The 25774-nt window shown below is 59.8% G+C and carries 23 protein-coding genes and 2 pseudogenes; 6 read left to right on the forward strand and 19 right to left on the reverse strand.

The genetic code is table 11. From position 1 onward, the window contains the following. Positions 1–39: 39 nt before the first annotated feature. The 4 genes from pgm to AC07W0_RS12110 all read right to left on the reverse strand — a co-directional run bounded on the left by pgm (position 40) and on the right by AC07W0_RS12110 (position 6398). Positions 40–1686 (reverse strand): phosphoglucomutase (alpha-D-glucose-1,6-bisphosphate-dependent), encoded by a 1647-nt coding sequence (gene pgm, locus AC07W0_RS12095; RefSeq protein WP_102617474.1) that lies wholly within the window; start codon positions 1684–1686, stop codon positions 40–42. Positions 1687–1790: 104 nt separating this feature from the next. Continuing rightward, complete coding sequence (locus AC07W0_RS12100) at positions 1791–3197, reverse strand: aminotransferase-like domain-containing protein (RefSeq protein ID WP_102617475.1); 1407 nt, start codon at positions 3195–3197, stop codon at positions 1791–1793. Positions 3198–3233: 36 nt separating this feature from the next. Then, positions 3234–4670, reverse strand: coding sequence for a hypothetical protein (locus AC07W0_RS12105; protein WP_046383336.1), 1437 nt, complete (start codon positions 4668–4670; stop codon positions 3234–3236). A 705-nt stretch (positions 4671–5375) separates the two neighbouring features. Beyond that, positions 5376–6398, reverse strand: a complete 1023-nt coding sequence (locus tag AC07W0_RS12110) for a zinc-dependent alcohol dehydrogenase family protein (protein WP_102617476.1) — start codon at positions 6396–6398, stop codon at positions 5376–5378. Positions 6399–6667: 269 nt separating this feature from the next. Between AC07W0_RS12110 and AC07W0_RS12115 the strand changes: the two genes are divergently transcribed. Beyond that, positions 6668–7582: a LysR family transcriptional regulator gene (locus AC07W0_RS12115; RefSeq protein WP_017845696.1), complete on the forward strand. Its 915-nt coding sequence runs from the start codon at positions 6668–6670 to the stop codon at positions 7580–7582. A gap of 357 nt (positions 7583–7939) precedes the next feature. On the opposite strand, the gene AC07W0_RS12120 is transcribed toward AC07W0_RS12115, so the two are convergent. The 6 genes and pseudogenes from AC07W0_RS12120 to AC07W0_RS12145 all read right to left on the reverse strand — a co-directional run bounded on the left by AC07W0_RS12120 (position 7940) and on the right by AC07W0_RS12145 (position 14622). Then, the gene (locus tag AC07W0_RS12120) at positions 7940–8191 is read right to left on the reverse strand and encodes a hypothetical protein (protein ID WP_256580832.1); all 252 of its coding nucleotides are present in this window, start codon (positions 8189–8191) and stop codon (positions 7940–7942) included. After that, positions 8188–9048: a sensor histidine kinase gene (locus AC07W0_RS12125; protein WP_371918426.1), complete on the reverse strand. Its 861-nt coding sequence runs from the start codon at positions 9046–9048 to the stop codon at positions 8188–8190. The genes AC07W0_RS12120 and AC07W0_RS12125 overlap by 4 nt, the downstream gene beginning before the upstream one ends. Next, positions 9049–9555: pseudogene (locus tag AC07W0_RS12130) on the reverse strand (response regulator transcription factor); the annotation flags it as partial. It abuts the gene before it with no gap. A gap of 36 nt (positions 9556–9591) precedes the next feature. After that, positions 9592–11898: pseudogene (locus AC07W0_RS12135) on the reverse strand (sensor histidine kinase); the annotation flags it as partial. A gap of 24 nt (positions 11899–11922) precedes the next feature. Continuing rightward, a complete protein-coding gene (locus AC07W0_RS12140) occupies positions 11923–13023 on the reverse strand; it encodes an ABC transporter substrate-binding protein (RefSeq protein WP_102617479.1) in 1101 nt (366 codons plus the stop codon). Between the two features lie 705 nt (positions 13024–13728). After that, positions 13729–14622, reverse strand: a complete 894-nt coding sequence (locus tag AC07W0_RS12145) for a DMT family transporter (protein ID WP_102617480.1) — start codon at positions 14620–14622, stop codon at positions 13729–13731. A gap of 155 nt (positions 14623–14777) precedes the next feature. Between AC07W0_RS12145 and AC07W0_RS12150 the strand changes: the two genes are divergently transcribed. Next, entirely contained in the window at positions 14778–15359 is a 582-nt protein-coding gene (locus AC07W0_RS12150; protein WP_102617481.1) for a helix-turn-helix domain-containing protein, read from the forward strand. A gap of 299 nt (positions 15360–15658) precedes the next feature. On the opposite strand, the gene AC07W0_RS12155 is transcribed toward AC07W0_RS12150, so the two are convergent. Further along, the gene (locus AC07W0_RS12155) at positions 15659–16408 is read right to left on the reverse strand and encodes a glucose 1-dehydrogenase (RefSeq protein WP_102617482.1); all 750 of its coding nucleotides are present in this window, start codon (positions 16406–16408) and stop codon (positions 15659–15661) included. A 194-nt stretch (positions 16409–16602) separates the two neighbouring features. Between AC07W0_RS12155 and AC07W0_RS12160 the strand changes: the two genes are divergently transcribed. Then, complete coding sequence (locus tag AC07W0_RS12160; protein WP_102617483.1) at positions 16603–17496, forward strand: AraC family transcriptional regulator; 894 nt, start codon at positions 16603–16605, stop codon at positions 17494–17496. Between the two features lie 16 nt (positions 17497–17512). On the opposite strand, the gene AC07W0_RS12165 is transcribed toward AC07W0_RS12160, so the two are convergent. Genes AC07W0_RS12165 through AC07W0_RS12175 form a run of 3 tightly spaced genes read right to left on the reverse strand, consistent with a single transcriptional unit; the run spans position 17513 to position 19646 of the window. Beyond that, positions 17513–18487, reverse strand: coding sequence for a saccharopine dehydrogenase family protein (locus tag AC07W0_RS12165; protein WP_102617484.1), 975 nt, complete (start codon positions 18485–18487; stop codon positions 17513–17515). Next, a complete protein-coding gene (locus AC07W0_RS12170; protein WP_102617485.1) occupies positions 18484–18885 on the reverse strand; it encodes a VOC family protein in 402 nt (133 codons plus the stop codon). The genes AC07W0_RS12165 and AC07W0_RS12170 overlap by 4 nt, the downstream gene beginning before the upstream one ends. A gap of 17 nt (positions 18886–18902) precedes the next feature. Beyond that, entirely contained in the window at positions 18903–19646 is a 744-nt protein-coding gene (locus AC07W0_RS12175; RefSeq protein WP_102617486.1) for an SDR family NAD(P)-dependent oxidoreductase, read from the reverse strand. A 138-nt stretch (positions 19647–19784) separates the two neighbouring features. Between AC07W0_RS12175 and AC07W0_RS12180 the strand changes: the two genes are divergently transcribed. Then, on the forward strand, positions 19785–20678 hold the full coding sequence (locus AC07W0_RS12180; RefSeq protein WP_102617504.1) for an AraC family transcriptional regulator: 894 nt from the start codon (positions 19785–19787) through the stop codon (positions 20676–20678). A gap of 336 nt (positions 20679–21014) precedes the next feature. Here the strand turns inward: AC07W0_RS12180 and AC07W0_RS12185 are convergent, their stop codons facing one another. Genes AC07W0_RS12185 through AC07W0_RS12200 form a run of 4 tightly spaced genes read right to left on the reverse strand, consistent with a single transcriptional unit; the run spans position 21015 to position 22380 of the window. After that, positions 21015–21158 (reverse strand): hypothetical protein, encoded by a 144-nt coding sequence (locus AC07W0_RS12185; RefSeq protein ID WP_158243609.1) that lies wholly within the window; start codon positions 21156–21158, stop codon positions 21015–21017. A 6-nt stretch (positions 21159–21164) separates the two neighbouring features. After that, entirely contained in the window at positions 21165–21491 is a 327-nt protein-coding gene (locus AC07W0_RS12190; protein ID WP_371918764.1) for a transketolase-like TK C-terminal-containing protein, read from the reverse strand. Then, positions 21488–21718, reverse strand: a complete 231-nt coding sequence (locus AC07W0_RS12195; RefSeq protein WP_102617487.1) for an acyl carrier protein — start codon at positions 21716–21718, stop codon at positions 21488–21490. The genes AC07W0_RS12190 and AC07W0_RS12195 overlap by 4 nt, the downstream gene beginning before the upstream one ends. After that, the gene (locus AC07W0_RS12200) at positions 21718–22380 is read right to left on the reverse strand and encodes a DMT family transporter (protein ID WP_256583787.1); all 663 of its coding nucleotides are present in this window, start codon (positions 22378–22380) and stop codon (positions 21718–21720) included. Before AC07W0_RS12200 ends, AC07W0_RS12195 begins: the two co-directional genes overlap by 1 nt. On the opposite strand from AC07W0_RS12200, the gene AC07W0_RS12205 reads away from it, so the two are divergent. Beyond that, positions 22328–22600 (forward strand): helix-turn-helix domain-containing protein, encoded by a 273-nt coding sequence (locus tag AC07W0_RS12205; RefSeq protein ID WP_167331350.1) that lies wholly within the window; start codon positions 22328–22330, stop codon positions 22598–22600. The genes AC07W0_RS12200 and AC07W0_RS12205 overlap by 53 nt on opposite strands. A 511-nt stretch (positions 22601–23111) precedes the next feature. Continuing rightward, positions 23112–24032 carry a LysR substrate-binding domain-containing protein gene (locus AC07W0_RS12210; protein ID WP_017845651.1) on the forward strand — a complete coding sequence of 307 codons (921 nt, stop codon included), beginning with the start codon at positions 23112–23114 and terminating at the stop codon, positions 24030–24032. Between the two features lie 8 nt (positions 24033–24040). On the opposite strand, the gene cptA is transcribed toward AC07W0_RS12210, so the two are convergent. Next, positions 24041–25774: a phosphoethanolamine transferase CptA gene (gene cptA, locus AC07W0_RS12215; protein ID WP_017845650.1), complete on the reverse strand. Its 1734-nt coding sequence runs from the start codon at positions 25772–25774 to the stop codon at positions 24041–24043.

The following is a 25774-nucleotide window of genomic DNA, read 5'->3' on the forward strand; positions in this document are numbered from 1 at the left end:
GGGCGCGGGCTGACCCGCGCCTACGTTGGCTGAGGCGTGTCAGCCAGCGCTGATTGCAGCGTCAACCAGTACCTGCGCCTCTTGCACCAGTTGCTTGAGGTGATCGTCACCAATGAAGCTCTCGGCGTAGATCTTGTAGATGTCCTCGGTGCCCGATGGCCGTGCGGCGAACCAGCCGTTTTCGGTCATGACTTTCAAACCGCCGATCGCCTGGTTGTTGCCCGGCGCATGGCTGAGGATCTGCTGGATGCGCTCCCCGGCCAATTCGGTGGACGTCACCTGCTCCGGCGACAGTTTGCCCAGCAACGCCTTCTGCGCCGGGGTGGCCTTGGCGTCGACGCGAATCGCGAACGGTTCGCCCAGAGCGTCGGTCAGGCCACGGTAGATCTGGCTGGGGTCCTGGCCTTTGCGCGAGGTCATTTCTGCCGCGAGCAACGCCGGGATCAAACCGTCCTTGTCGGTGCTCCACACGGTGCCGTCCTTGCGCAGGAACGAAGCGCCAGCGCTTTCCTCACCGCCAAAACCCAGCGAACCGTCGAACAGACCGTCGGCAAACCACTTGAAGCCGACCGGCACTTCGTACAGGCGCCGTCCAATACGCGCCGCGACGCGATCGATCAAGCCGCTGCTGACCACGGTCTTGCCCACGGCCGCATCGGCGCGCCAGCCGGGACGGTTCTGGAACAGGTAGTCGATGGACACGGCCAGGTAATTGTTCGGCGCCAACAGGCCGCCGGACGGGGTGACGATGCCGTGGCGATCGTGGTCCGGGTCGCAGGCGAAGGCCACGTCGAAACGTTCCTTGAGTCCGATCAAGCCCTGCATGGCGTAGCTGGACGACGGGTCCATGCGGATCTGGCCATCCCAGTCGACGCTCATGAAGCGGAAGGTCGGATCGACTTCGGTGTTGACCACGTCCAGGTTCAAGCGGTAGTGCTCGGCAATCGCCGACCAGTAGCGCACCCCGGCGCCGCCCAGCGGATCGACGCCCAAACGCAGGTCGGCGCTGCGAATGGCGTCCATGTCGATCACATTGATCAGGTCGGCCACGTAGCTGTTGAGGTAGTCATGGCGATGGGTGGTGTCGGCTTTGAGCGCTTGGGCGTGGGTGATGCGTTTGACCCCGGCCAGCCGATTGGCCAGCAGCTCGTTGGCCTTGGCCTCGATCCATTTGGTGACGTGGGTATCGGCCGGACCGCCGTTGGGCGGGTTGTACTTGTAGCCGCCGCTTTGCGGCGGGTTGTGGGACGGCGTGATGACAATGCCGTCGGCCAGGCCGCTGGTGCGACCGCGGTTATAGCAGATGATGGCGTGGGAAATGGCCGGGGTCGGCGTGTATTCATCGCCCTCGGCGAGCATCACATGCACACCGTTGGCCGCCAGGACTTCCAGCGCGCTGGCCCCCGCAGGCGTCGACAATGCATGGGTGTCGAGGCCGACGAACAACGGCCCGTCGATGCCTTGGGCTTCGCGGTACAGGCAGATGGCCTGGCTGATAGCGAGCACATGCCATTCGTTGAAGCTCAGTTCGAACGAGCTGCCCCGGTGCCCGGAAGTCCCGAACGCGACGCGCTGGGTGGAGATCGCTGCATCAGGCTGACCGGTGTAATAGGCCGTAACCAGTCGCGGGATATCTACCAGCAACTGGGCTGGCGCCGGCTTGCCCGCAAAAGGACTGATTGTCATGCATAAACCTCGGAAAGAAGGATTCGGAAAAAATGACAGTTTACTGAGAGTTGGACTGCCGCGCGATGTTATAGATCCCACACCAGCAAGAGATTTTTCACACGCTAGGCGCTCTGCGCCTGCAGCAAGGCCAGCGCCAGCGCATCCAATGCCGCGTCCAGGTTCGGGTGCCCGTTGAACGCATGGCTCAGCCGTAGTTGCTGATGATGCAAGCCACTGAGGCTGAACAATTCCCCCGGGGCAATCACCACCTGTTGCGCCAGCAGGCGCTGGAACACCTGGCGCATGTCCACCGGCGCCGACGCGTGCAGCCAGAAACTCGCCCCGGCCAGCGGCATGCGGTAAGTCACCCGCCCTGCCAGGCGCTGATCCAGGCGCTGGCTCATGGCGTCGGCCTGCTCACGCAGGCGCTGGCGCAATGTCTGCAGGTGCTGGTCCAGCCGCCCGCTTTGATACAGGTGGGCAATCGCGCGTTGGCGGATCGACGACAGGCGAAACGAACGCAGCAGGAACTGGCGCTGCAGCTCACTGCTCAGGTGGCGTGACAGTACATAGCCGAACGGTGCTTCCGGACCGAGTACTTTTTCGAACGACGAGAATACGATCAGCCGTTCGGGGTTGACCTGGTTGCGCAGCGCCGTGTGGTTCTGCGCAAAACCCAACTCGCCAAAGGTGTCATTCTCCAGCAGCCAGCAGCCATATTCTTCGAGCAACTGAGCCACCCGCAAGCGCTCATAGTTGAGCATGACGTTGCCCGACGGCATGCCCACCACCGACGATAGCAGCACCAAGTGGACGGGTTCATGGCGCAACAGGTGTTCGAGCCGCGCCAGGTCCAGGCGACCGTCGACCTGCCAGGGCAACTCAATGACGCGCACGCCGGCAGCCTGCAGCAGGCGCAGTATTAACCAGTCGCAGGGGGACTCGACCAATACCGCGGCGCCCTTGAGACCCAGTACATCAATGAGTATTTCCAATACACCGCGCAGATCGGCACCGATGTAGACGTCATCGGCCTGCCAGCAGCGGGTCGGCGATGAGGTGTAACGCGCCGCCAACGCGGCGCGCAGCTCCCAGACGCCGCAAGGCTGCGACCAGGGTTGCAGCTGGCGTGGGTGGCGGCGCACCAGTTGGCGTTCGAGCATCAGCAATGCGCCGTCCAGCGCTCCCAGCAGCGCCGGTTCATCTCCGCTGAGTACCACCATTCCGGGCCGCCGCGCCGCCGCATACAGGCGCTCCAATAGATCGGCGCCCGCCGCCATCAGCGGATTGGCTGCCACGGGCCAGGCGAAATAACCCGATTTGGCCACCGAATACACCCGCCCTTCCTTTTCCAGCAGGGAGTACGCGTATTGAATCGTCGAGATCGACACATTCAGGCGCGTCGCCAACTGCCGCAAAGAAGGCAGTTTGACGGGCATGTCCAGGCTGACTTCGTTGATCAGGTTGATCATGTAGCGGTACACCGCCTGGTAGGCGAAATCCGCCTGCCGCTCACCTCGCAGGTTCATGACTGTCTACCTGGACGCACACACCGACGCACCCGCCTAGCGCCCGAACAACTGAAACGCCCGCGCCTCGGCGTTGGTCTGCAGGCGTGCGGCCCGGCGCTTGCGCGCATCGGCGCCCTGTTCAACCGCCAACGGGCGCTTGCGGTAAAGGTGCTGGAGCAGAGGCAACGGCAAGCCGCTGGTGTCGATCGCCCATTGCTGCAGCATGTCGGCTGCCGGCTTGCCCTGGAGCACCTTGTGCAACTCGGGGAGTGCCACCAGCATGCCTGGGTGGCATTGACGCAGGTAACCCTCCAACCGCTCACCATGATGGATGAAGGGCGAGAACAGCAAACAGGTCAACTGGGCCTCCTCCAGGCCAAAGAACTCTTGGGCGTAGGCCGTCGACTGCACACGCCCTTCCCCACCGCAGGCCTCTGCGATCAAATGTTCAGGAATTTGCCGGTGACACAGGTAGTCCATCGCCTGGCGCAGAAAACCCGCCACGCCGTCCTCGTAGGACAGCTCGCGCAGGCACTGGGCCTGCACCCCGCGCAGGTGAGCCATCAGCAGCGGGTTGGGGTAGGCCGGATGACTGAAGTGAAAACCAAACGGATCGGGGACGTAGCCCAGGAAGTCGCTGAGCAGAGGGGTTGAAGCAACGTCGACGTTGTTAAGCAGGTCGGCGATACCAATGTAGGCCAAATGGCGGTGCCCACCCCGGCCGGGGCTCTCATGGGCAACGTATTGCTCGCCATAGAGGTCTTGATAACAGCCGTTGCTCCACTCCTCCATGCGCGCGAACAACCCGGTGAGCGAGGCCGGCTTGCCCGGCGCAGTGCTGACGCCGGCCGCTTGGGCCGCTTTTTTCAACCACGCCAGGTACTGGCTTTGCTTGCGCGGTGAATCACCGCTGACCAGCGCATGCACCCCTCCGTTCCAGGTGGTGACACGCTGGTAGAAATCCCCCAGGGACAGGTAAGTATCGTTACACAACGTCGCGCGAATATCCCCGGAGGTCAGGTGCCCCACCATCAGCATATTGCGCTGGCTGACCTCCCGGCCCGCACCTGAGGCCGGGCGCTGGTGGTTGAACGGCTGCACTACCTGGTTTTCCACCATCAGCAGCTCGACCCGCGGGTCGTCGTGGAAAAACAGTGTGCTGTAGCCACGCTGCAGGCTATCCAGCGTGGCCTGGGTCATGCCGGCATGTCGGAGCGTCGCCACACGCAAATTGAAAGTCCTGGGCGCGCGGCCCGCGATAGTCAGTTGCGCCGCACGCAGCAGTGCCAGGGTATAGCTGCTGACTTCGCCGCCCCCATGGGCAACCAACACTTTGTAATCGCCCACTTGTTCCATGCCACCGGCAGCCACGACAATTCGCTGAATCAATAATTGAAGTGCGGTACGTTCGGCGCGCGTGAAGTGCCCGACCAAACGTTGCAGAACTTGCTGATAAACATAGTTCATGGCTTGTTCGTGAATTGCGCTCATAGTTCTACTACCTGAGTTGAAATATCAGTTCCAAGTAACTGCCGAGGTTATTTGCTCGACCCATTAGATGCGTAGGAATGTCGTCACACCGCGTGGCGTAACGATAAATAAACCTTAGCACGCCGTAACAATTCGACAGGGAATGCCAATTGTGTGCCCTTCGCGCCGCCTCTCCTTGAGACCCTTGCGCCAGGGCGTCCTGGCTACCCTAGGACCGTTCCGACAATGCCCTACACCGGCTTAAGCAGGAAACTAAGGATGCATCCGACATAAAGAAAAGATCCAGTTTAACCAATCAAACTTCAATAAATTGGAGTTACCTAACCCAACAGCTGCACCCTGTCTCGCAGGCAAGCATCGCGATAATTTAATTTCATATGTATCAGGCCGGAACGTCAGACATTCAATCATTGCTCAATCCTTGAGATGAGAGTGAAGTCACGATTATCGGCACTGGCATAATGATTAACAGATACAGAACGCCGCAAGAAACCAGTTCAGATGGCAATTGGGCAAGCCGTTGATTACGCGCACACACAGATGCCGCGCTGGAATACAGCGCGGCATCGGGGGGAAAGCTCGTGTTTTGCGGGGCCTGGCGCCCTGATGGCGGCTTAAACGCCGCGAGGGTTAAGCCCTGACAAATGGCGCATTTGCCCCATCCGTTCAGACGCCGGAGTATTCATTTGCGAATACTCCTACAGCTCAAACAGCTTCAACCTGCAATGCGACGCGCTCACGGCACGGGCATTCGTCCATGTAGCGGTGCGCTTCGACGAACTGGCTGAATGGAAACACGGTGGTTTTCAGCGGGACCAGCACACGGTCGGCGGTCATCTGGTTGATGTCGCGCAACGCGCGCTGCAATGCCACTTGGTCCTGGATGATGCCCAGCTCCGGTTTGCCGGTGAAGTTGCCGATGCAATGCACAAAGAACTGAATATTCTTCTGGAACGCCGCACAGGCCGGGAATGGCGTCTGGTTGCCACCTTGCAGGCCATACAGCACTAGGCTGCCACGCGGCGCCAAGACATCACCGAGTAACGACATCTGCGGGCCGCCCAAGCCATCGAACACCACGTCAACGCCGCGATTATCAGTGAACTTGTTGATTTGCATGAGCAGGTCCTGCTCTTCGGTGACGATGACCTTTTCCGCCCCGAGGGACAGCAGGTACTCGCGCTCCGCGCTGTCCTTGGTCGCGGCAATCACACGCACACCCAAGGCCTTGCCCAGTTGCACAAAGGACGGGCCGGCGCAGTGGCTGGCGTCGGTCACCAAGGCAAACTGGCCGGGTTTGACCCGCGCCAAGTCCACATATGCAAAATATGCAATCAACAGCGGCGTGTAATGCACGCTGGCTTCGATCGGGCTCAAGACATCCGGATAACGGGTCAACGCCGAACGGGGCAGGACGATTTGTTCGCCATACACCGGGTAATCATTGGGGCTCTCGGCGGGAAAACTGGCGACTTTATCGCCCACGGCCAAGTCATCCACGCCGTCGCCCAGGGCTACGACCACCCCGGCCATCTCGTGGCCAAGGCCGGACGGCAAACGTGCGTGGGAAGACGCCAGGTTCTGGCGCCACAAAATGTCATACCAACTGATGCCAATTGCCTCGACACGTACCTGCACTTCGCCCGGTGCAGGCTGCGCGGCTGCATGCTCTTCGCACTTGAGCACCTCAGCCGGACCAAACTTGTGAAAACGGATCGTGCGGGACATCGCAAACCTCGTCAAAGTAACCTCTATTGCCCTGAACTCTATCTGGGCTTTCCGGGTAAGACCACCGGTCGCCGTTAATAGTCGACATGTCTGTCATTGATTCCGCGACTGAGGAATAGACCTCAACTATCGTAGGAAAACTCAATTAGCCGGTGCAGAGTACCAGCCTTTCCCCGTAAGATTCATGCCGGTCATGCTCCGAGCATGGAGATCATAGGGATCATGTATGGCCGCTCTCGTCAAGTTTACAGACTCATCCAGGACACAAGATGAACCGTAACGACCTGCGTCGTGTCGACCTTAACCTCTTGATCGTATTCGAAACCTTGATGCATGAGCGCAGTGTGACCCGTGCCGCCGAGAAATTGTTCCTCGGCCAGCCGGCCATCAGCGCGGCGTTGTCGCGCCTGCGCGGTCTTTTCGATGACCCGCTGTTTGTGCGTACCGGGCGCAGCATGGAGCCGTCAGCCCGCGCCGTGGAAATTTTCGCCCTGCTGTCCCCGGCCCTGGACTCGATTTCCACCGCCGTCAGCCGCGCCGCCGAATTCGACCCGGCCACCAGCACTGCCGTGTTCCGCATCGGCCTGTCGGACGACGTCGAGTTCGCCCTGCTCCCCCAACTGCTCAAACGCCTGCGCGCCGAAGCCCCCGGCATCGTGCTCGTCGTGCGCCGTGTCAATTACATCCTGATGCCCGGTCTGCTCGCCTCCGGCGAAATCTCCATCGGCGTCAGCTACACCGCCGAGCTACCGGCCAACGCCAAGCGCAAGGTACTGCGCCGCAGCCTGCCGAAACTGCTACGCGCCGACAGCGTGCCCGGCGCCCTCAGCCTGGACGACTTCTGCGCCCGCCCTCATGCGCTGGTGTCATTTGCCGGGGATTTGAGTGGGTTTATCGACGAAGAACTCGAAAAGCTCGACCGCAAACGCCATGTGGTGTTGGCCGTGCCGCAATTCAACGGCCTGGGCACCCTGCTTGCCGGGACCGACATCGTCGCCATCGTGCCGGACTACGCCGCCGAGGCCCTGACCGCGGCGGGCGGCTTGCGAGCCGAGGATCCGCCACTGCCGGTGCGCTCGTTCGAGTTGCACATGGCATGGCGGGGCTCGCAGGACAATGATCCGGGGGAGCGTTGGTTGCGATCGCGGATTCAGATGTTCTTTGGCGACCCTGAGAGTCTTTAGGCGTCGTCTGGCAGGCTGTTCGGCTGATCATGTCTGCCTTTCCACAAACCATGGAGCTCCATCCACTTCCAGTGGATTGCTACGCCTCGGCGACCCTGGGCCTCGGACCGACTGATCCCGGCGCTCGCCGCGCATCTCAAGACCTGCCCGGAAGTGGATATCGAATTGCAGGCCAACGACCGTGTGGTGGACTTGGTGGAAGACGGCTTCGATATGGTGTCCGCTACGGCGACCTGCCCAGCAGTGGCTTGGTGGGCTGCCTGCGCCCCACTGCGGCGGACCTGTGAAGCCAACGGCACGCCACGGATTCCAACGGGTCTGCAGTGCAATGCCATCGATTAGATGACATCCATGAAGCTACTCTCTGACCTGGGAGAAAGTAACCACTGGACCATATTCCTGATCAGACACTATCGCTTGCACACAAAATTTCTTTTCTGGAAATTTACTCAGTAACACCATCCTCCACGACTGAGCAACAATCCTGCACAACTGCTCATAAACAGCGTCATCCACCCAAACAGCGTCATCCACCCTATCTCTGCAGCCTTCAAAAACATCAAACAGATGCAGATGATTCAAATTAATGGGTTTAGGTTCGGTGCTCATTCCCTGCTCTGCTGAGCATCAAGAGGGATTTCGAGGATGAAGGTTGCGCCCTGTCCCGCTCCGTCGCTGTGCACGGTCAAGCTGCCACCCATTTCCTGCGCGGCGAGCGCGCAGCTGTGCAGGCCGAAACCGTGTCCCTCTTTGCGCGTCGTGAAGCCATGGAAAAAGATACGCGTCAGGTGCTCGGGCGTAATCCCGCTGCCGTTGTCAGTTACCGTGATACGCAGTACTGGCCCGTCCGCGAGGGCGGCGTTGAACGTTATGCACGGGCTGCGATCGACCACGCCGTCCAACGCCTGATTGGCGTTTCTGATCAGGTTCATCAGAATCAGCAGCACTCGGTGACGGTCCAGCGACAGCAGGGGCAAGTCGGCAATGTCCTTGACCACTATCACCTCCTGGCGCACCCGTGCCCCGGCACTCATGCGCAAGGCATCATCAATCAGCTCTGAGACCGGTATTGTCTCGACGACACTGACGGCAACGGCATAGGACTGCTGGGCCGCAACAATGGTTTTGATGTGGTCAATGCCCTTGGTGAGTTGCCCGAGCTCTTCGATGATGCCCTGTTGCTCTGCCGTCACCACCTCCGCCAGCTTGAGCAGGTAGTCGGGCAGCATCTTCCCTTTGTTGTCGCGGGTGAGGAATTCGCTCAGGTCATTGATATGCTCGTTCAGCATCTGAGCCACCTTGCCCAGGCCCTGGGCCTTGGAAGTGCGCATCTGACTGCTGACCAGTTCTGCCGATACATTCACGCTGTTGAGGATATTACCGACGTTGTGCAGCACCGTCGTGGCGATTTCGGCCATGCCCGCCTGACGGGATTTTGCATTCAGTTCGGCTTGCACCTGGCTCATGCGTAGGGCCGCGCGTACGCGAGCCTTGAGCTCCAGCGGCGAGAAGGGTTTGGCAATATAGTCATCGGCGCCACTCTCCAGCCCGGAGACGCAGGCCTCGCTGCCGCCGCGGGCGGTCAACAGGATGACGGGTATATGGGCGAAACCCGCGCTGGCTTTGATTCTGGCGGTCAGGCCAAAGCCGTCGAGCTCCGGCATCATCACATCCGAGAGAACGACATCGATTGCTCGACGCTGCAGTGTTGCCCAGGCCTGTTCTCCGTCAGCGGCGGTGACGACGATGTAGTCGTCGCGCAAAAGCTCGCTGAGGTAGCTAAGCATTTCCGGGCTGTCATCTACCACCAGCACCCTGGACTGCAAGGCGTGCTCCGGGGTGCCCTCTCCAGTCGAGGCTTGGTCGTTGCTACTGCCATGGCGACCGTCGTCGAAAAGCAGGTGGCGCTGCTCGGCTGTGATGATTGTGGTGGGTGACGATTGCTCATGTATATCGCTGACTTCGGTCGGCACTGTGTTTTGCTCAGCCCCCCGCGCAAATCGAACAAAGAAGCACGCCCCCCGTCCAGGCTCACTGTTGACGCCGACTTCGCCCCCCATCAGTTCGACCAGATCCTTGACCAGGGCGAGACCTATGCCTGTGCCGCTGTATTGGCGCGTGGCGGAGTTATCGATCTGGGAAAAACGCTGGAACAACAGCGGCAGTTTGTCAGCCGCAATGCCAATGCCCGAGTCTTGCACCGACAGCTCAAATCGCTCGTCATCGAGCGCAGTGACGGCCAGATGCACGGTACCGCCAGCGGGGGTGAACTTGATGGCGTTACTCACCAGGTTGAGCAGAATCTTCTCGAAGTGCCGGGGGTCCAGGAACACCGTGCCAAGGACGGGATCGATGCTGCAGGTCAAGGTGCAACCTTTGCCCTTGGCCACCATGGCCGCATCCTCGGCCAGCACACCCACCGCCTGGTTCAAATCAATCGGCGCCGGGCACAACTCAAACTTGCCGGCTTCAGCCTTGGAAAAATCGAGGATGTCGTTCACCCGGTTCATCAAGCGCAGCGCGTTGCGTTGGGCGCGCTCGATCTGCACGCGCCAGTCTGCCGGCGGGGTAGTCGCCGCCGAGAGCTGCTCCAGCGGGGCCAGAATGAGCGTCAGAGGGGTGCGCAATTCGTGGCTGACCGTGGCCACGAAATCGCTCTTGGCCTGGTTAGCCGTATCGGCCTGGTTGCGCGCCTGAATGAGCTCGACGGCCTGCGCCTCCAGCACCTCAGTCTGCCGGTGCAGCGTGTCGGTTCGTTCGGCGACCATTCTCTCCAACGAGGCCTGGACCTGCTGTCGTTCGGCGTCGGCTTCGGCCTCCAGCACCCGGATGCGCAACGCATTTTCTTGGAACACCCGCACGGCCCGCGTCATGATCCCAATCTCATCGCCGCGTCCAACGCTGGCGATCTCGGCGGTCAGGTCACCGGCAGCAAGCCGGCGCATGACCGAGGCCAGGGCGACGATGGGCTGCGCGACAAACCGCGAGGTGCTCCAGGCGATGGCACCGGCCAGCAGGATGGCGACGGTGCCCGCGATGATTGCCGCAAGCATGCCGCGATCCTTGTGGGCCAAGGCGTCTGAGCGCGCCTCGCCAGCGAAGCGCGCAACCAACAGGCCCGCGCTCCGGGCCTCGTTGCGAACTTGGTCACGCGCGTCGCTCAAGGCGTTGCTCGCCTGATGGAATCTGGCGAATGCGGCCCGGTAGCCAGCAATCTGATCGCTGACCGTCAGGGGTGTAGCGTTGGTCTGCGGCCCCACAGACGAAGGGAGAACGCGCGAGAGACGGGAGAGCTCATCCAGGATGGCGCCGACAGAGTCGGCGACCTCGGCCGACGGTGACAGGCGAAACGACAACGTCTGCGCTTCCAGGGTGGCCACCCGCTCGGCGAAACGCTTGGACAATGCGGCTGCATTTTGCAGTAAACCGGTGGCTGCCTGAATGTCACTGGCGTCACGGGCAATGTGCTCGTCCACCTCACCCAACATTGCTTCGAGGCGCTCGGCCACATCCCCAACCGCGCCGAGATCTCGCAAAGCCTCGCCTCCCAGGAGCTTGGGCGCCTTGCCAAGCTGCTCGACCGCCAGGCTGGCAGCAGTGATCGCCGTCGCCAACTGCCCCAGGGCCTCCACCTCCTGTGGCGCCTCCATCAACTCGCGCAATTGCTCGACCACGGGCGGCAGTGCCGCGCAGGCGTTCCTCGCCGCAGTGGCGGCCGCCCCATCACCGGTCACCAGCACCTTGGCCACATTGGCGGTGATGATCCGCTCTCCGTTGCGCAGGATATCCAGGATGCGATGGGCGCTCTCAATATTGCTCACCTGCGCCTTGTGGTCAGCGGCGCGGGAATCAAGCCCCTTCAGCCCATCGGCGATGCCCTGTTCGACGAGGATCGTCGCCTCTCGCATTCGGCTGTAGTGGGCTGTCATGTTCTCCGTTTCGCCATCCATGGTCAGGGTCGCCGCCCGTAAAGCGGCGATCGCCGCAGAGAGTCTTTCCAGACTGCCCTTGAGCGATTGCGCCTCTACCACCGGAATGTCGTCAAGGCCGGCGATAGCCGTCGCCACCATGCCTTCTGCCTGGGACAAGCTTTCCTGGTCGCGGGTGGCAATGAAGTTTTCCACCCGCCCGGTGGCCCCGTTGACCGAGGCCAGGATCTCTGCGGAATGACTGGCGGAATCCACCGCACGTACCATGCCTCGCAGGCCGTAGAGGTTCACCAGCGATACCGCCAGCATCAAGAACACCAGTGCGGCAACCGCCAGGCCGATCCTGACGGCAATGGGCCTGGCCGTGGCTGATTTGAATGTCAACATGGGGCCTCGCCTCCTAGCCCGCCGCTACTGTTTCTTGACCTCCGGCAAAGGCCCCGGCGCCGCCGCATTGTTGATGGCCGCGTCGATCATCGCCGCAACGGAAGCCTGGCTGTAGAAAGGATTGGCGGCGCCGCCCACCGGCATAGTGGCGAGCCAGGTGTCCAGGTCTTTCGCATCGATACGCACCAGCGGCACCTCGACGAACTTCGGCACCGGCTTGCCCGCCAGGATCTGCTGGGCCACCCAGAACCCCACTTGGGAGACACTCGGCGAGGCAGAGACAGAGACGGTCTCGTAGCCATTGGCATCGCGCTCCTGCTTCCACAAGGCGAGTTCGTCCTGGCGGTTCCCCATCACGATGATCGGCAAAGGGCGTCCTGCCGCCTTGAACGCCATGGCCGCCCCGTAACCATCGCCACCCTGAGTCGCCACGGCATCAATCTTGGGCAACGACAGCAGCGCCAGCGCCACCTCCTTGCGGGCGACGGAAGCCGTCCAGTTCCCGTACACGGTCTTGGCGAATTTCAGTCCCGGATAGTCGCTGGCGGCCTTGCGAATGCCGTCGCTGATGTTTTTATCGGTGGCATCGCCGGCTATGCCGCGGATCTCCAGCAACGTTCCGTTGCCCTTAAGACGCTCGGCGATGTAATCCATTTCCACACGGCCCATGGCGGACCAGTTGTAATCCACGGTATAGACGCAACGTTCGGTGACTAGGCTGGCCATGACGACCACCACAATGCCGGCGTTGCAGGCGTCGCGGATCACCCCGTTGAGGGCCGTGTCGGAAGCGGCCAGGATGACAATGGCATTGACGCCCTTGACGATCATGTCCTGGATATGGGCCGCCTGTTCCGATGCCGAGTTATTGGCGCTGACCACCGGGGCCTCCCGGATCAAGCCATCCTTTTGCGCTTGGAGCGCAATTTCCTGCCAGTTGCGCACCATCACCTTGCGAAAATCGCTGCCCGCGTAGGAATTGCTGAAGGCGATGCTATAGCCTGCGGTCGGGCCGCCAGCGCTGCCATCGTCAGCCGCTTGGGCTGGATTGGCGGCAACTATCGCCAGCCCCGCCACGCAGCCGGCGAAGCGCCACAAGAGTGTGTGGATTGGTTTAGTGTTCATGCTGTTCTCCGACGTGCCAGGGATTGACCAGCAGTAATCCACCCGCACCTGCCGGCAGCCTGGATCGACGGCTCGATCTGGTTGGAGCAGTTGGCCCGCAGATAGGAGATCTTCGACACTGTGAAGTTTGACGCAGGCATTGAACGTTTCCCTGTATGGCGCGTGCGGGGTTGTTCCATATTGCCTTTTAAAAAAACCTGAAGCCCACCCACCTAGTGTCTTGCCGGCATCGGACTGCTGGCCAACGACACTGGCTTTGATGGGGTTAGTGCCCTTGGCCAGTTGCCCAAGCTCTTCGGTTGTGTCGCCCTACGAAGGGCCGATGGACACGCGTTACCAGGCTACTCATTCGGTCGTTCCAATAGCAGGACCAGGCATGAAGAAGCAGACACATACAGATTCCTCTCCTTGGCGGCCGGCAATTGAACCCCCTGCATTGGCAATGATCATAGTATCAAAGTGCCCGCTTCGCGCGGGGTCTTGGAGGATTTCAGCCAATTGAGCGACTGAATCGCCCCGGATTCTCTAGACACCTTGCAAGCGCGCGCCAGCCTTGATTGCCAGGTCGAGCATGCTCAACCCATCATTGACCATTCGACGCTCACGAATGCCCGTGCGCGATTCGATCCATTCGGGCGTGGTATCCAGGCCGCTGGAAATTTGCTGATTGTCAATTATCTGAGGCGCGTGGTGTCACGCGCGGCCCTAGTTCGCTTCCTGACGCAGGGCACGGCCCAGCGACCATCCAAAATTCATGCCCGCCGCCGCCAGCAGGATCGCGCTCGCGCCAAGCACTTGCAGGGTGCTGAGCGGATGATCGAAGGCAACCCAGTCGACCAGGATGGCAACGACCGGATAGATGAACGACAGTGTGCCAACCAGCGCCGTGGGGATTTTCTGGATGGCGCTGTACAGCAGGGTCGACATGAGCCCGGTATGGACCACGCCGATAATGATCAGATATGTCCAGGCCCCCTCGACCGTATCGACCCTGCCGAAATCCACGAACGAGGCCAGGACCACCACGCCTACCACCATCTGGATCAGCACGATCAGGTGCGCGGGCAAGTCCTTGAGACGCTTGGTGATCGCCGCCGCCACGGCATAGAAGAAGGCCGAAGCCAGGGCGAGGCAAACGCCGAGCACGTAGTCGGCGCCGGTGGCCTGCCCATTGCCCTTGGCGGACACGATCAGCATCAGCCCGGCGAAGGCCAACAGCAGCCAGCCAACCTTGGCGGCGCTGAGGCGTTCAGCGAAAAACAGCACACCCAAACCGACCAGCATGAACGGCTGAACGTGGTAGACCACCGTGGCAATGGCGATAGAGGAATGTTTGTAGGCACTGAACAGCAGCACCCAGTTCAAAATCAGCGCCACCCCGCCCAGGCATACCAGAATGAACTGCCGGGCGCTGATCAGGGACCGACGCAGCACCCCAAGCACCAGGCACGTGACCAGCATCGCCAGGGCACCGAACAAACAACGCCAGAACACCACGGCCTCCGGGCTCTGCCCCGACATGATGACGAACCAGCCCACCGTGCCGGAGATGACCATGGCCGAAATCATTTCGAGCGTCCCACGGGATTGCGACTTCATCACTCACTGCTTCCTTGCTGTCGACATTGCCGTAACCTAAGCCGCCATTCGCGGACGCTGCCTCGGCAAAATAAACTTTATAATGAACTATTAACCATTATAATGAACAAAGCACCAAAGCGCGTCAACCCAATTAAGGATGATTTATAAAACGAATGACCAATATAACGAACAACCTGTCGAGAAATAACCCGAGCCGAATCGACCTGCTGGCGCTTTCAATCAAACGCGAACGCTTGGCCGCAGGACTTTCCTTGACCGAGCTGGCGAAACGCGCCGGGGTGGCGAAGTCGACCTTGTCTCAATTGGAGTCAGGAATCGGTAACCCCAGCATCGAAACCTTGTGGTCGCTGGCGATGGCAATGGGTTTGCAAGTCACCCGGTTCTTCGAGCAACCCCAACAGCCGTTGCGGGTGATTCGCGCCAACGAGGGCATGACCACCTATGCCGAGACTGCCAATTACGCAGCGACACTGCTTGCCGATTGCCAGGCGGGAGTACAGCGCGACATCTACCGGCTCAAGGTGCAGCCCGGCGAAGTTCGGCTGTCTCAGCCTCACCCACCGGGAACCGTAGAGCACGTAGTGCTGTGCAGCGGCAGCGCCCATATTGGCCCGGCGACTGGGCCTGTATTGCTGAATGCCGGCGACTACATCAGCTACCTGGCGAATGTGCCTCACGTGTTCGAAGCACTTGAGGCGGACACTACTGCAGTGATGGTGATAGAGCATTCCTGAGGTAGACGCCATTTTTCGTTCGCTCATGTATCACGAGCGACCTGGGGGCAACTTGGGGCATATTTGAAATTTTTCTGCCTGAAAATGTTGTCCTAGAGCCCAGTCAAAATGTTTTTTGGCGATCCTGACAGTCTCTAGGCTTCGTCGGGCAGGCCATTAAGCTGATCATTTCTGCCATTTCACAGGCATTCTGGACAATGTGCTGAGTCCGGGGCCTGTCCACGCGCCTGCACTGTTGGAAGCACGCCCCCATTACTCAATAGTAACGGGGGCGTGCGTCTTTGGTTGGTTCAGTGGCGTCAGTAGCCCACACCACGAACACCGCCTGAAGCCCGGATGGATTCGCCTGTCACCCAGTGCGAGTCCTGCGACGCCAGGAACACGGCCAATGGTGCGATATCTTCTGGCTCACCGAAGCGACCCAGCGGAGTTCCCGCGATGAGCTTTTCACCAAATTCACCGGCAAAATTTCCGTCAGTCGCCGGCGTGTTCGTGTGCCCTGGCAGGATCGAGTTGACCCGGATACCACGCGCCCCCAGCTCCCTGGCCAGTGCAAAGGTCAAGGTATCGACCGCGCCCTTGGTCGCCGAGTAAACACTCGAAGCCAGGTAGGGATCGGTGCTGAGAATCGAGCTGATATTGATAATGCTGCCTGTCGGGCCCAGCAGCTTGACGGCCTCGCGTACAGCCAGAAGGTAGCCCAACACGTTCAGGTTGAACTGCTTGTGGAAGGCTTCTTCAGTCAGGTCATCGATCATCTGGAACACCGCGACACCGGCATTGTTAACCAGCACATCCAGGGTTCCGTATTTGGTCCGGATCGTTTCAAACAGTCGAACCACATCAGCTGCCTGGCTCATGTCTGCCTGGACAGCAAAGGCACAACCGCCGTTCTCTGCGATCTGCGCAACGACTGCGTCCGCGTCGGACTTGCTGGAGGCGTAGTTGACGATGACTGTTGCGCCCTCTGCGGCCAAAGCCTTGGCGATCCCGGCGCCTATGCCTTTGGAGGCGCCCGTGACAACCGCTACTTTTCCTTCGAGTTTCATAAACTGACCTTTTGAAAATGACGTGATATGAGGCCTGATTGCAGTCGGGGCCTGAATGACCGCTAGTGCAACGAGCCGCGTGCTATCAGTATTCAGCGATCGAAAGATCAGACGTTTGCCGGTTATTCGCACATCCTTGCCTATTCTTCTCAGCTAGCTTGCTATGCACCAGGGTTTAGCTCACGGTGGCAGGTATGGAAAAGTCACTGGCAGAACTGCGCAGTATCGTGATGCGCGCGCAAGACAAGTGGACTGAAACCGGATTGCCCCGTGTGGCCATGGTCCGGGCAGAGGCTTGTGCGGATCAGGTTTATCCGCCGATGTTGCATCTGGTGCTTCAAGGCACCAAAACCCTATCGATAGGTGCGGATGTTTCCAGGTATGCCGAAGGCACCTATTTCCTGGTGCCCGTCGACGTGCCCGCGACGGGCCAGGTTCACGCCGACACCCTGGATAAGCCCTATCTTGCGGTCAGTCTGACCTTGAATCCCGATGTAATCGCTACGCTGCTGATGGACGAGGGCGAGGCACCGAGGGCATCACAAAACTCGTGTTTTGAGGGCGTGCGTGCGCCAGCCGAAATGGTTGATGCATGGTTACGAATGATGCGGCTCATGGATCGCCCACATGAGATTGCGATACTGGCGCCTATGATAGAGCGCGAAATTTTGTTGCGCGCGCTACAAGGACCATTGGGCGGCATTCTCCGTGACGTTGCACGACCGGATGGCCGAATGACGCAGATCCGCCGCGTTACCCAATGGATCCGTGAGCATTACGCCGAGCCTTTTCGCGTCGAACCACTGGCGCGCATGTCAGACATGAGCGTTGCCGCCTTCTATCGGCACTTCAAATCCGTGACAGCCATGACACCGATTCAGTACCAGAAGCGCCTGCGCTTGCTGAGGGCGCGCTGGCTGTTGCTGTTCGATACACTCGACGCGACGTCCATAGCCTATACCGTTGGCTACGAAAGCGCCTCCCAGTTCAACCGGGAGTACGCACGCCTGTTCGGTCTGCCTCCGGCACGGGACGCGGCCAGATTCAGGACGCCTGCCCCTGCTGAAGAGTTTATAACAGCCTCTTGAACAGCCAACACCCACCTCAGAAGTCGGTGATCACCGTGCCGGCAATACTCTCGGCAAACCCACCACCAAACACGTTGGCCGGTGTTGCAAAACCCAGCTGCCGTTCTCCGTTCAGTACCCGACGCGCAGCTTCTACTGCCGCCAGCGGCGTATAGGAATAGCCGTTCACGGTTTCAATCACCGACCGCGCGATTGCGCCATCTGTCCCGGTGACCTCAACCACTGCACGCGCGCGATGAGCGGCCCTTTGCTGAGGTGTGGGGCCATCAGGCAACTGCGACAGATCACCTTCGGGAAACGCATCACCCGTGAGATGCACGAACATCGCAATGTTGCGGATGCCGGTCGAATGCCAGCCCGTCACCAGGTCGCCGAAAGACAATGGTGCACAGAGGACCGGCCCCTGGCCAAAATCAAAGAGGCGCGGCGCTGCGTCCGGTGTCGCAACAAGTTCGCCATCGACCCTGGCGAGCACGCCTGCGCCGATGATCTCGCTGACGCTCATCGCAGACCCGCGAGACATCAAACCGGGGACCTGAAGCGCGATACTCAGCGCAACCGGTTTTACTGCACGCGTGGCAACATGCACCGCCAACGAATCGGTAGGAACGACATCCCAGCCGACACCCGGCAACAGCATGACGTGATTCGCAGCCGCTTCAGCGCCCAGCCCCTCGGCCATGCGGTAAATATTGATCTCGGCAGTGATGTCCAGATAGTGCACGCCGGCCTTGATACAGGCGTGCATCAACGATTCGGCCGTTTGTGCGAATGGCCCTGCGAAGTTCAGCAATACTGAGATGCCAGATAAAGAGCCTTCGGCATCATTGGTATCAAACACCCGATAAGGCACGTCCAACTGCGCTGCGAGCGATTCGAGACGCTTGGCATTACGCCCGGCGATTTCGAAATCCAGACCGAGCGCTTTTGCTCGCTCAGCAGCCATCCGCCCGGTATAGCCCGCTGCGCCGTATATCAGAAGCCTACTCATTGGATGTGCTGCCATTTCTTAAAAACAAATTCGAGGCTGTACCCATCCGGGTCCAGCACATTGGCAGCGTAGTAGTCGGGATCGTAATGCAAGCGTGCCCCAGGCGGGCCGTTGTCGACCGCCCCCTGATGCAGGGCAGCGGTATAAGCGGCATCAACTTCAGCCTGGCTGCTTGCGACAAAACCAACCTGTACCGCGCGCCCGTCCACAACGCCTTCACGCAACCAGAAAAACATCCGGCCTTTGGCACCGAAGCCTTTCAGGTCAGGATGACCCGGTGGGCCATCCTTGCCATCGTAGTTCAGGCGCGCGGTGATACCCAACGGGGTCAGGGCAGCTTCGTAGAAACGGATGGACCGTGCAATATCGCTCACGGACAAAAAGATATGATCCAGCATGGCACAACCCTTATGATTCAGATGTTGTAGCCGCCGGCCACTTCGAGGGTCTGGGCATTGATCCAGGCGCCCTCCTCTGACACTAACATGGCGATAACGCGCGCGACGTCTTCCGGCTCGCCGACCCGGCCGAGTGCCGTTTGCGCCGCCAGCTTCGCCTCGAACTCAGCGTTCAGCCCGCCACCCAATTCGGTACGGATGGCGCCGGGTGATACCGCGTTGGCCCGTATTCGCCGCTCGCCGAATTCTTTGGCCATGTAACGGGTGAGCACTTCGAGCCCCCCCTTAAACGCCGCATAGGGCGCCACGCCAGCGGTGGCGACGCGGGTAGTGGCACTCGTCAGGTTGACGATACTGGCGTTTTCCGAGAACAGCGGCAGTAGGGTTTGGGTGAGGAAAAACGGCCCTTTGAGGTGCACGTTGAACAGACCATCGAACTGTGCCTGGGTGACAGTTGCCAAGGGATTGAACAGACCGTAGCCGGCGTTGTTGACCAGGCCACTTAGCGTGGTGGCGTTCCAGGTGTCCCTTAAGGTCAGTTCCACTGACTGCCGAAATGCCTCGAAGCTACCGACATCAGACACGTCGAGCTTGAGAGCGACAGCCTTGCCACCGACGCGCTCGATACGTTCCACGACGGTGTCGGCAGCCTGGGGATCAGTGTTGTAGGTCAGGATGACCCCCATACCGCGCCGAGCAATGTGCTCGGCGGCACTGGCACCGATTCCACGGCTGCCACCGGTAATCACGATGATGCTCATTTGATGTTCCTCTGTGGCTTATATGTGGCCCCACAGTACTCATCACGACCGCCAGGGTCGTACCCGTTTCTACTCGAAACCTGCCTGTTTCTGCTTTTCGCTTGCATGGCGCAGGGTTCTGCCGTCAGCATGCCCGGCATGGACAATCAACTGAATGAACTAAGGTCGCTCGCGGCCAGGGCTGAAAATCGCCGTACCGAAACGGGCATCCCCCGCGTGGCCATGGTTCAGGGCAAAATCCCCGAACACATGCTGGCGGCGGTCTATGACCCGATGATCAATCTGATCCTGCAAGGCAGTAAAAGCATGAGCGTGGGGGATCGGACGCTTCGGTATGACCCTGCGACCTATTTCGTCATGTCCATCGATTTACCCGCGGTGGGGTCTGTGCATCCGAACGTATCGGGAGAACCTTACCTGGCCGTCAGTCTGACTCTTGACCCGACAGTGCTGTCGACGCTATTTGCAGACCTGCCCAAACCTGCCAGCCGCGTTGAGAGCACGCTCGGGTTTTCCGTAGCGCCAGTCACAACCGACCTGATGGATGCCTGGGTGCGAATGTTGCGATTAATGGGCGATCCGGACGCCATCGCAGCCCTGGCCCCGGTTTATGAACGGGAGATTATCTTCCGTGTGCTCCAGGGTCCCCATGGCTGGATGCTGCGGGAGATCGCGGCACCGGATACGGCAATGGCCCGAGTCAACATGGCGATCCAGTGGATCCGCCGTGACTTCGCTGAGCCAATTGGGGTGGAACGCCTGGCGGAACGAGCATCAATGAGCGTCTCGGCGTTTCACCGTCACTTCAAAGCAGTGACCAGCCTGAGCCCTTTGCAGTATCAAAAACGGGTTCGCCTGCTCCAGGCTAGAACACTGATGGTGGCCCATGCCAAGAGCGTCATGGCTGCTGCCTTCGAGGTCGGCTATGAAAGTGCGACACAATTCAGCAGGGATTATTCACGGGTGTTTGGACTTCCTCCTGCACAAGACGCCGGGAGAATCCTCGGGGAAACGAGCGCCATCAGACGCTAATCAGTTGGAGAATCAGATAACCGGCTAGAAGAGATCCATGACCTTCAACTAATGCGGATTTACCGGTTCGCTATCGCTGATAGCCGGTCTCTTGACGATTGAGTTCTGGCCCCGACTTCCAGATCAAATGTGGAATTACACTGAAAGCCAGCCAAATCCAAGCCGGTGTTTATCAGGAATCGCCATTCATGATTGCTGGCACAGCCGGCGCAAGTGGGGGCACAATTTTTTTTTGAGCTGAAACGACCGTCCTAGAGCCTAGTCAAAATGTTTTTAGCGATCCTGAGAGTCTTTGATTCAAGCCGGCGCATACTTAAACGCTGGGTGACCGGGCACTCACAACGGCACGCAAAAGAGTTGCAGGCACTGCTGCTGAGCCAGATGGTTGGCGACCAGCAAGGTACGCCACCCCTCAAGGTCATATGACAGCACCTGCCACACCAGCCACAGGTAGCTGAGTTGGAACACTGCCCAGGTCAATCCTGGCTATCCACGACGGTCAAGCATGGCGATTATCCGTACCGTCCATGACACGGCGGGCTTTGGCGACCGTGTCTGAACAGCCGAAACCATCCGTGCCCAGCACCTTGAACGGCGCACTGACATAGTCCGTCGCCGCCACGACCGCGCGGCCCCGCCCAGGCATTGCTCGACATGTCCCTGTGTAGTCTGCGTACCCGCCAGGCATGCGTGCTGGGCTGACCTGGCATCGCGCTCAAGCTCACTGAAACTGGTGACACTCCAGACCTGCACCGTCACGCCCCATTGCTCGCGCAAATGGTTCGTCGCCGCCAGCACTTCGTTGAGGATCACGCCTTACCGTTGGCCAACGCCAGAACGTCACCGACAGTGGCGACCTCCGACAGCTGTGCATCGCTGATCTGCACGCCGAGTTTCTTCCTCAGCAACTGGGCCAGGTCGACCTGCGACAGCGAGTCGAAACCCAGGTCCTCAAGGGAGGCATCAGGGACGATGCGGCTTTCTTCGATGTTGAAACGCGCGGCAATGGCTTGGACGATAGCTTCGTTACTTACGGTCATCACATGACTCTTGTTGTGTGGAACTGTAGGTTGGGAAAAGTCTTAATCAGTCCCGCCACTCGCTGTCCATCGACCAGGATGGCAACGACCGGATAGATGAACGACAGTGTGCCAACCAGCGCCGTGGGGATTTTCTGGATGGCGCTGTACAGCAGGGTCGACATGAGCCCGGTATGGACCACGCCGATAATGATCAGATATGTCCAGTCCCCCTCGACCGTATCGACCCTGCCGAAATCCACGAACGGGGCCAGGACCACCACGCCTACCACCATCTGGATCAGCACGATCAGGTGCGCGGGCAAGTCCTTGAGGCGCTTGGTGATCACCGCCGCCAACGCGTAGAAAAAGGCCGAAGCCAGGGCCAGGCAAACGCCGAGCACGTAGTCGGCGCCGGTGGCCTGCCCACTGCCCTTGGCGGACACAATCAGCATCAGCCCGGCGAAGGCCAACAGCAGCCAGCCAACCTTGGCGGCGCTGAGGCGTTCAGCGAAAAACAGCACACCCAAACCGACCAGCATGAACGGCTGAACGTGGTAGACCACCGTGGCAATGGCGATAGAGGAATGTTTGTAGGCGCTGATCAGGGAGCGGCGCAGCACCCCGAGGATCAGGCACGCAACCAGCATCGCCATCGCGCCGAACAAGCAACGCCAGAACACCACGGCCTCCGGGCTTTCCTTGACCGAGTTGGCGAAGCGCGCCGGGGTGGCGAAGTCGACCTTGTCTCAATTGGAGTCGGGAATCGGTAACCCCAGCATCGAAACCTTGTGGTCGCTGCTGAATGCCGGCGACTACATCAGCTACCTGGCGAATGTGCCTCACGTGTTCGAAGCACTTGAGGCGGACACTACTGCAGTGATGGTGATAGAGCATTCCTGAGGTAGGCGCCATGGACACGCCAAAGGATGAATCGCCCTGAATTTTCTGGACGCCCTGACAGCGACTCACGATACCCCTGACTCCAATGGGGAGTTAACAATAACCATTAGAACCCTGATGGAATTTTTCCAGCTCCCGCCATTTTCGCTCGCTCGTGTATCACGAGCGACCTAGGGGCAAGATTGGGGGCATATTTGAAATTTTTCTGCCTGCCCCGCCCATCTCTCGCACGCCGTTGGTACACATCTGCGTTGCCCGCAAAAAGTTGACGTAGTAAGTCTTTTTCAGAGCTTCCGTAACAGCGATCGCTCACCATTGTTGCGAAAACGGTAACTAGGCATTCCAGAAAGCGCGATGGTGCCACTGAAAAGCACATGCTAAGTTTCGCGCCGCGTAACAATTTGAAATATTTTCTATGGCCTGAGTGCGTCTAGCTCGACCATCAGACACTCTTAGCTCAACTTTCCCGGCACTGCCATGCGCCAACTTGCACGGCAGTTGAAAGGCGCCCATGAATCGAAATGAACTGCGAAAATCCGACATCAACCTGATGGTCATTTTCGAAGCGCTCATGCAGGAACAAAACGTCACCCGCGTCGCCGAAAAAATGTATTTAGGCCAGCCAACCGTCAGCACAGCACTGGGACGGCTGCGAACGCTGTTCAATGACCCCCTGTTTGTTCGAGTAGGCCACCGCATGGAGCCCACTCGCCGCGCCGAAGAAATCATCCGGCATCTGTCGCCAGCGCTGGATGCCATGGCCACGGCGCTCAGCCTCGCACACCAGTTCGATCCGCTGGAAAGCTGCCTGACCTTCAAGATCGGCCTTTCCGACGACGTCGAATTCGCCCTGCTGCCGCCCTTTCTGGCGGCGCTGCGCGATGAAGCCCCCAACGTGGTCGTGATCATCCAGCATGCCGACTATTGGCGCATTCCCGACCTATTGGCGTCTGGCGACATCACCGTCGGCATCACCGAGACCCGTGAACTGCCCGCGAATGCCAAGCGCAAACTGCTCAGACGCGTCGAACCACGCATCCTGCGCGCCGATAACGCTGACGCACCTTTGACCCTGGACGAGTTCTGTACCCGCCCCCATGTTCAAGTCTCTTACACGGCCAATATCCACGGTATCGTCGATGAATGCCTGGCTAAAATCGGCCGCGACCGCAAGGTGGTACTGTCGATTCCGCAGTTCAGCTCGCTGCCGGCGGCCCTCAACGCGACCAATCTGCTGGCGAGCTGCCCCGACTACGCGGCGAAGGCGTTGCTGGGGTGGGGCAATTTGCGCGACGAACCCTGCCCGTTCGAGGTGCCGGCACAGGAGTTGTCCATGGTCTGGCTGAGCCTGACTGACAACGACCCGGCCGAGCGCTGGTTGCGCACCCGGCTAGAGCAGCACATGGGCAACCTGGCCGCCACTGCTGCTTAGCCGGCAATTCAAGGTGCGCTGCCCAGCGTGTTGAAGTCACGCAATTTGGCCGGCTGGCGCGGATCACCAATCAGTAGCTGACCTCGCTGATAGGCCGGGTTGACGATGCTTTTCCACGGCTCGAACGTGTCGAAGCGCAGCCCTGCCAGATCCGCCCACGTGTGGATGAAGTGCGACGTGGTCCACTCGCGATGTAATGCATCGCGCAGATCGAGTGGGTTGTCCTCTTTCCAGCTCGGCGAGCGCCATACCAGGAAAGGCACGGTGTACATTGGCCGTGTCGGCGCCTCTTCATTGCGCCCCAGCATGTGCGGGGCCACCGGGTCGTACACCGACTCACCATGATCTGACAGATACACCAGGAAGCCATGCGGGTTGGAGCGCTTGAAGCGATCAATCAACGAGCTGACCACGTAATCGTTGTAGAACACGGCATTGTCATAGTCGTTGTATTTGCGCAGCGTCTTGTCCGTGATATAGCGCGGTACCTCGGCGCTGTCCTGGAACCGCGCGTAGCCGCTGGGAAACCGGTAGCGGTAGTTCATGTGGGTGCCCAGCAGATGCACGACGATCAGCTTTCGCGGCGCCTTGTCCTTGAGAACCTGGCTAAACGGCTCCAGCACGTCTTCGTCGTATTGGCTGGTGGAATTCTGATTCCGGTTGTTGTTCAGGTAGACCTGCTCGTCCGCCTGCTTGGAAAAGGTGGTGAGCATGGTATTGCGCTGGGTCATGGTCTGCTGATTGGTGATCCAGAACGTTTTGTAACCAACCTGCTTCATCATGCTGATCAACGAAGGTGTCGTCAGGTACAGGTCCGGGTGCTCCTGGTCGGCAAAAGTCAACACCTGCTGCAGCACTTCGATGGTATACGGCCGCGGCGCCACTACCTGATCAAACACGTCGAGTTCGGGCCGCAAGGCATCCAGCTGTGGCGTGGTCTGGCGAGTGTAGCCGTACAGACTCATGCGCTGGCGATCAGTCGACTCGCCGATAACCAACACCATTGTCGCTGGCTGCCCGGCATGGGCATCCACTTGATGCTGCAAGGGCGCAATGGCTTTCCAGCCCTCGAACATATTCGCCATATCGGCCAATTGCTGACGGTACTGCGTGTAGCCAATGACCATCTGCCAAGGCGATGCCGACTGCAGATTCTGCTGAAACTTACCGATGCGCATGTCCAGGTCGCCACGCTTGCGGTACTCATGGAGGGCTGAGTAGCCCACCGATGCAAAGGCAATCAGCAGGCACAACACCACCTTGGCACGCCCCGAGAACGCAACGGGGCGAACCCTGAACCATAACCCCAGCGCGATGACGGTATAGGCCACCAGCACGGCCAATTTAGACCAGGAGAAATACTGGGAAATATACTCACTGGACTCACTCATGTTGGACTCGAACATGATAAAGATCGCGCTTTGCGAAAACTCCTGGCCATAGATCAGGAAGTAAGCCAGCGCAGTCAGCGAGCACATCCACAACACCAGCCCTATCAACCCGACGATGGGCCGCGTCCAGCGCGGAAACAGCAATGGTGGGATCAGCCACAGCAGGCTTGCCGCGCTGGCTTGCCAGAAGCCGTCAAGGCCGGCGACATCGGCATGGTAGATCAACCATTGCAGGGGGCCGGAAAAATACCAGAAAAACAGGTACATGACGGCCAGCGAGCGGGCACTGGAACGGCGCAGGAGCGGCGTGCCAGAGGCATTCGCAAAGGGCTGGGCGCCGAGATGGGGCAT

The sequence above is a fragment of the Pseudomonas sp. GW704-F2 genome (assembly GCF_059423025.1).

Coding starts and splice junctions, on each gene's coding strand:
- AC07W0_RS12110 (WP_102617476.1), bottom strand. CDS start 6,398: ATGTCCCGCACGATCCGTTTTCACAAGTTTGGTCCGGCTGAGGTGCTC.
- AC07W0_RS12140 (WP_102617479.1), bottom strand. CDS start 13,023: ATGAACACTAAACCAATCCACACACTCTTGTGGCGCTTCGCCGGCTGC.
- AC07W0_RS12125 (WP_371918426.1), bottom strand. CDS start 9,048: ATGAGCCAGGTGCAAGCCGAACTGAATGCAAAATCCCGTCAGGCGGGC.
- AC07W0_RS12195 (WP_102617487.1), bottom strand. CDS start 21,718: ATGACCGTAAGTAACGAAGCTATCGTCCAAGCCATTGCCGCGCGTTTC.
- AC07W0_RS12155 (WP_102617482.1), bottom strand. CDS start 16,408: ATGAAACTCGAAGGAAAAGTAGCGGTTGTCACGGGCGCCTCCAAAGGC.
- AC07W0_RS12120 (WP_256580832.1), bottom strand. CDS start 8,191: ATGAGCACCGAACCTAAACCCATTAATTTGAATCATCTGCATCTGTTT.
- AC07W0_RS12170 (WP_102617485.1), bottom strand. CDS start 18,885: ATGCTGGATCATATCTTTTTGTCCGTGAGCGATATTGCACGGTCCATC.
- AC07W0_RS12150 (WP_102617481.1), top strand. CDS start 14,778: ATGACCAATATAACGAACAACCTGTCGAGAAATAACCCGAGCCGAATC.
- AC07W0_RS12100 (WP_102617475.1), bottom strand. CDS start 3,197: ATGAACCTGCGAGGTGAGCGGCAGGCGGATTTCGCCTACCAGGCGGTG.
- AC07W0_RS12105 (WP_046383336.1), bottom strand. CDS start 4,670: ATGAGCGCAATTCACGAACAAGCCATGAACTATGTTTATCAGCAAGTT.
- AC07W0_RS12115 (WP_017845696.1), top strand. CDS start 6,668: ATGAACCGTAACGACCTGCGTCGTGTCGACCTTAACCTCTTGATCGTA.
- AC07W0_RS12165 (WP_102617484.1), bottom strand. CDS start 18,487: ATGAGTAGGCTTCTGATATACGGCGCAGCGGGCTATACCGGGCGGATG.
- AC07W0_RS12175 (WP_102617486.1), bottom strand. CDS start 19,646: ATGAGCATCATCGTGATTACCGGTGGCAGCCGTGGAATCGGTGCCAGT.
- AC07W0_RS12160 (WP_102617483.1), top strand. CDS start 16,603: ATGGAAAAGTCACTGGCAGAACTGCGCAGTATCGTGATGCGCGCGCAA.
- cptA (WP_017845650.1), bottom strand. CDS start 25,774: ATGCCCCATCTCGGCGCCCAGCCCTTTGCGAATGCCTCTGGCACGCCG.
- AC07W0_RS12210 (WP_017845651.1), top strand. CDS start 23,112: ATGAATCGAAATGAACTGCGAAAATCCGACATCAACCTGATGGTCATT.
- AC07W0_RS12145 (WP_102617480.1), bottom strand. CDS start 14,622: ATGAAGTCGCAATCCCGTGGGACGCTCGAAATGATTTCGGCCATGGTC.
- AC07W0_RS12180 (WP_102617504.1), top strand. CDS start 19,785: ATGGACAATCAACTGAATGAACTAAGGTCGCTCGCGGCCAGGGCTGAA.
- pgm (WP_102617474.1), bottom strand. CDS start 1,686: ATGACAATCAGTCCTTTTGCGGGCAAGCCGGCGCCAGCCCAGTTGCTG.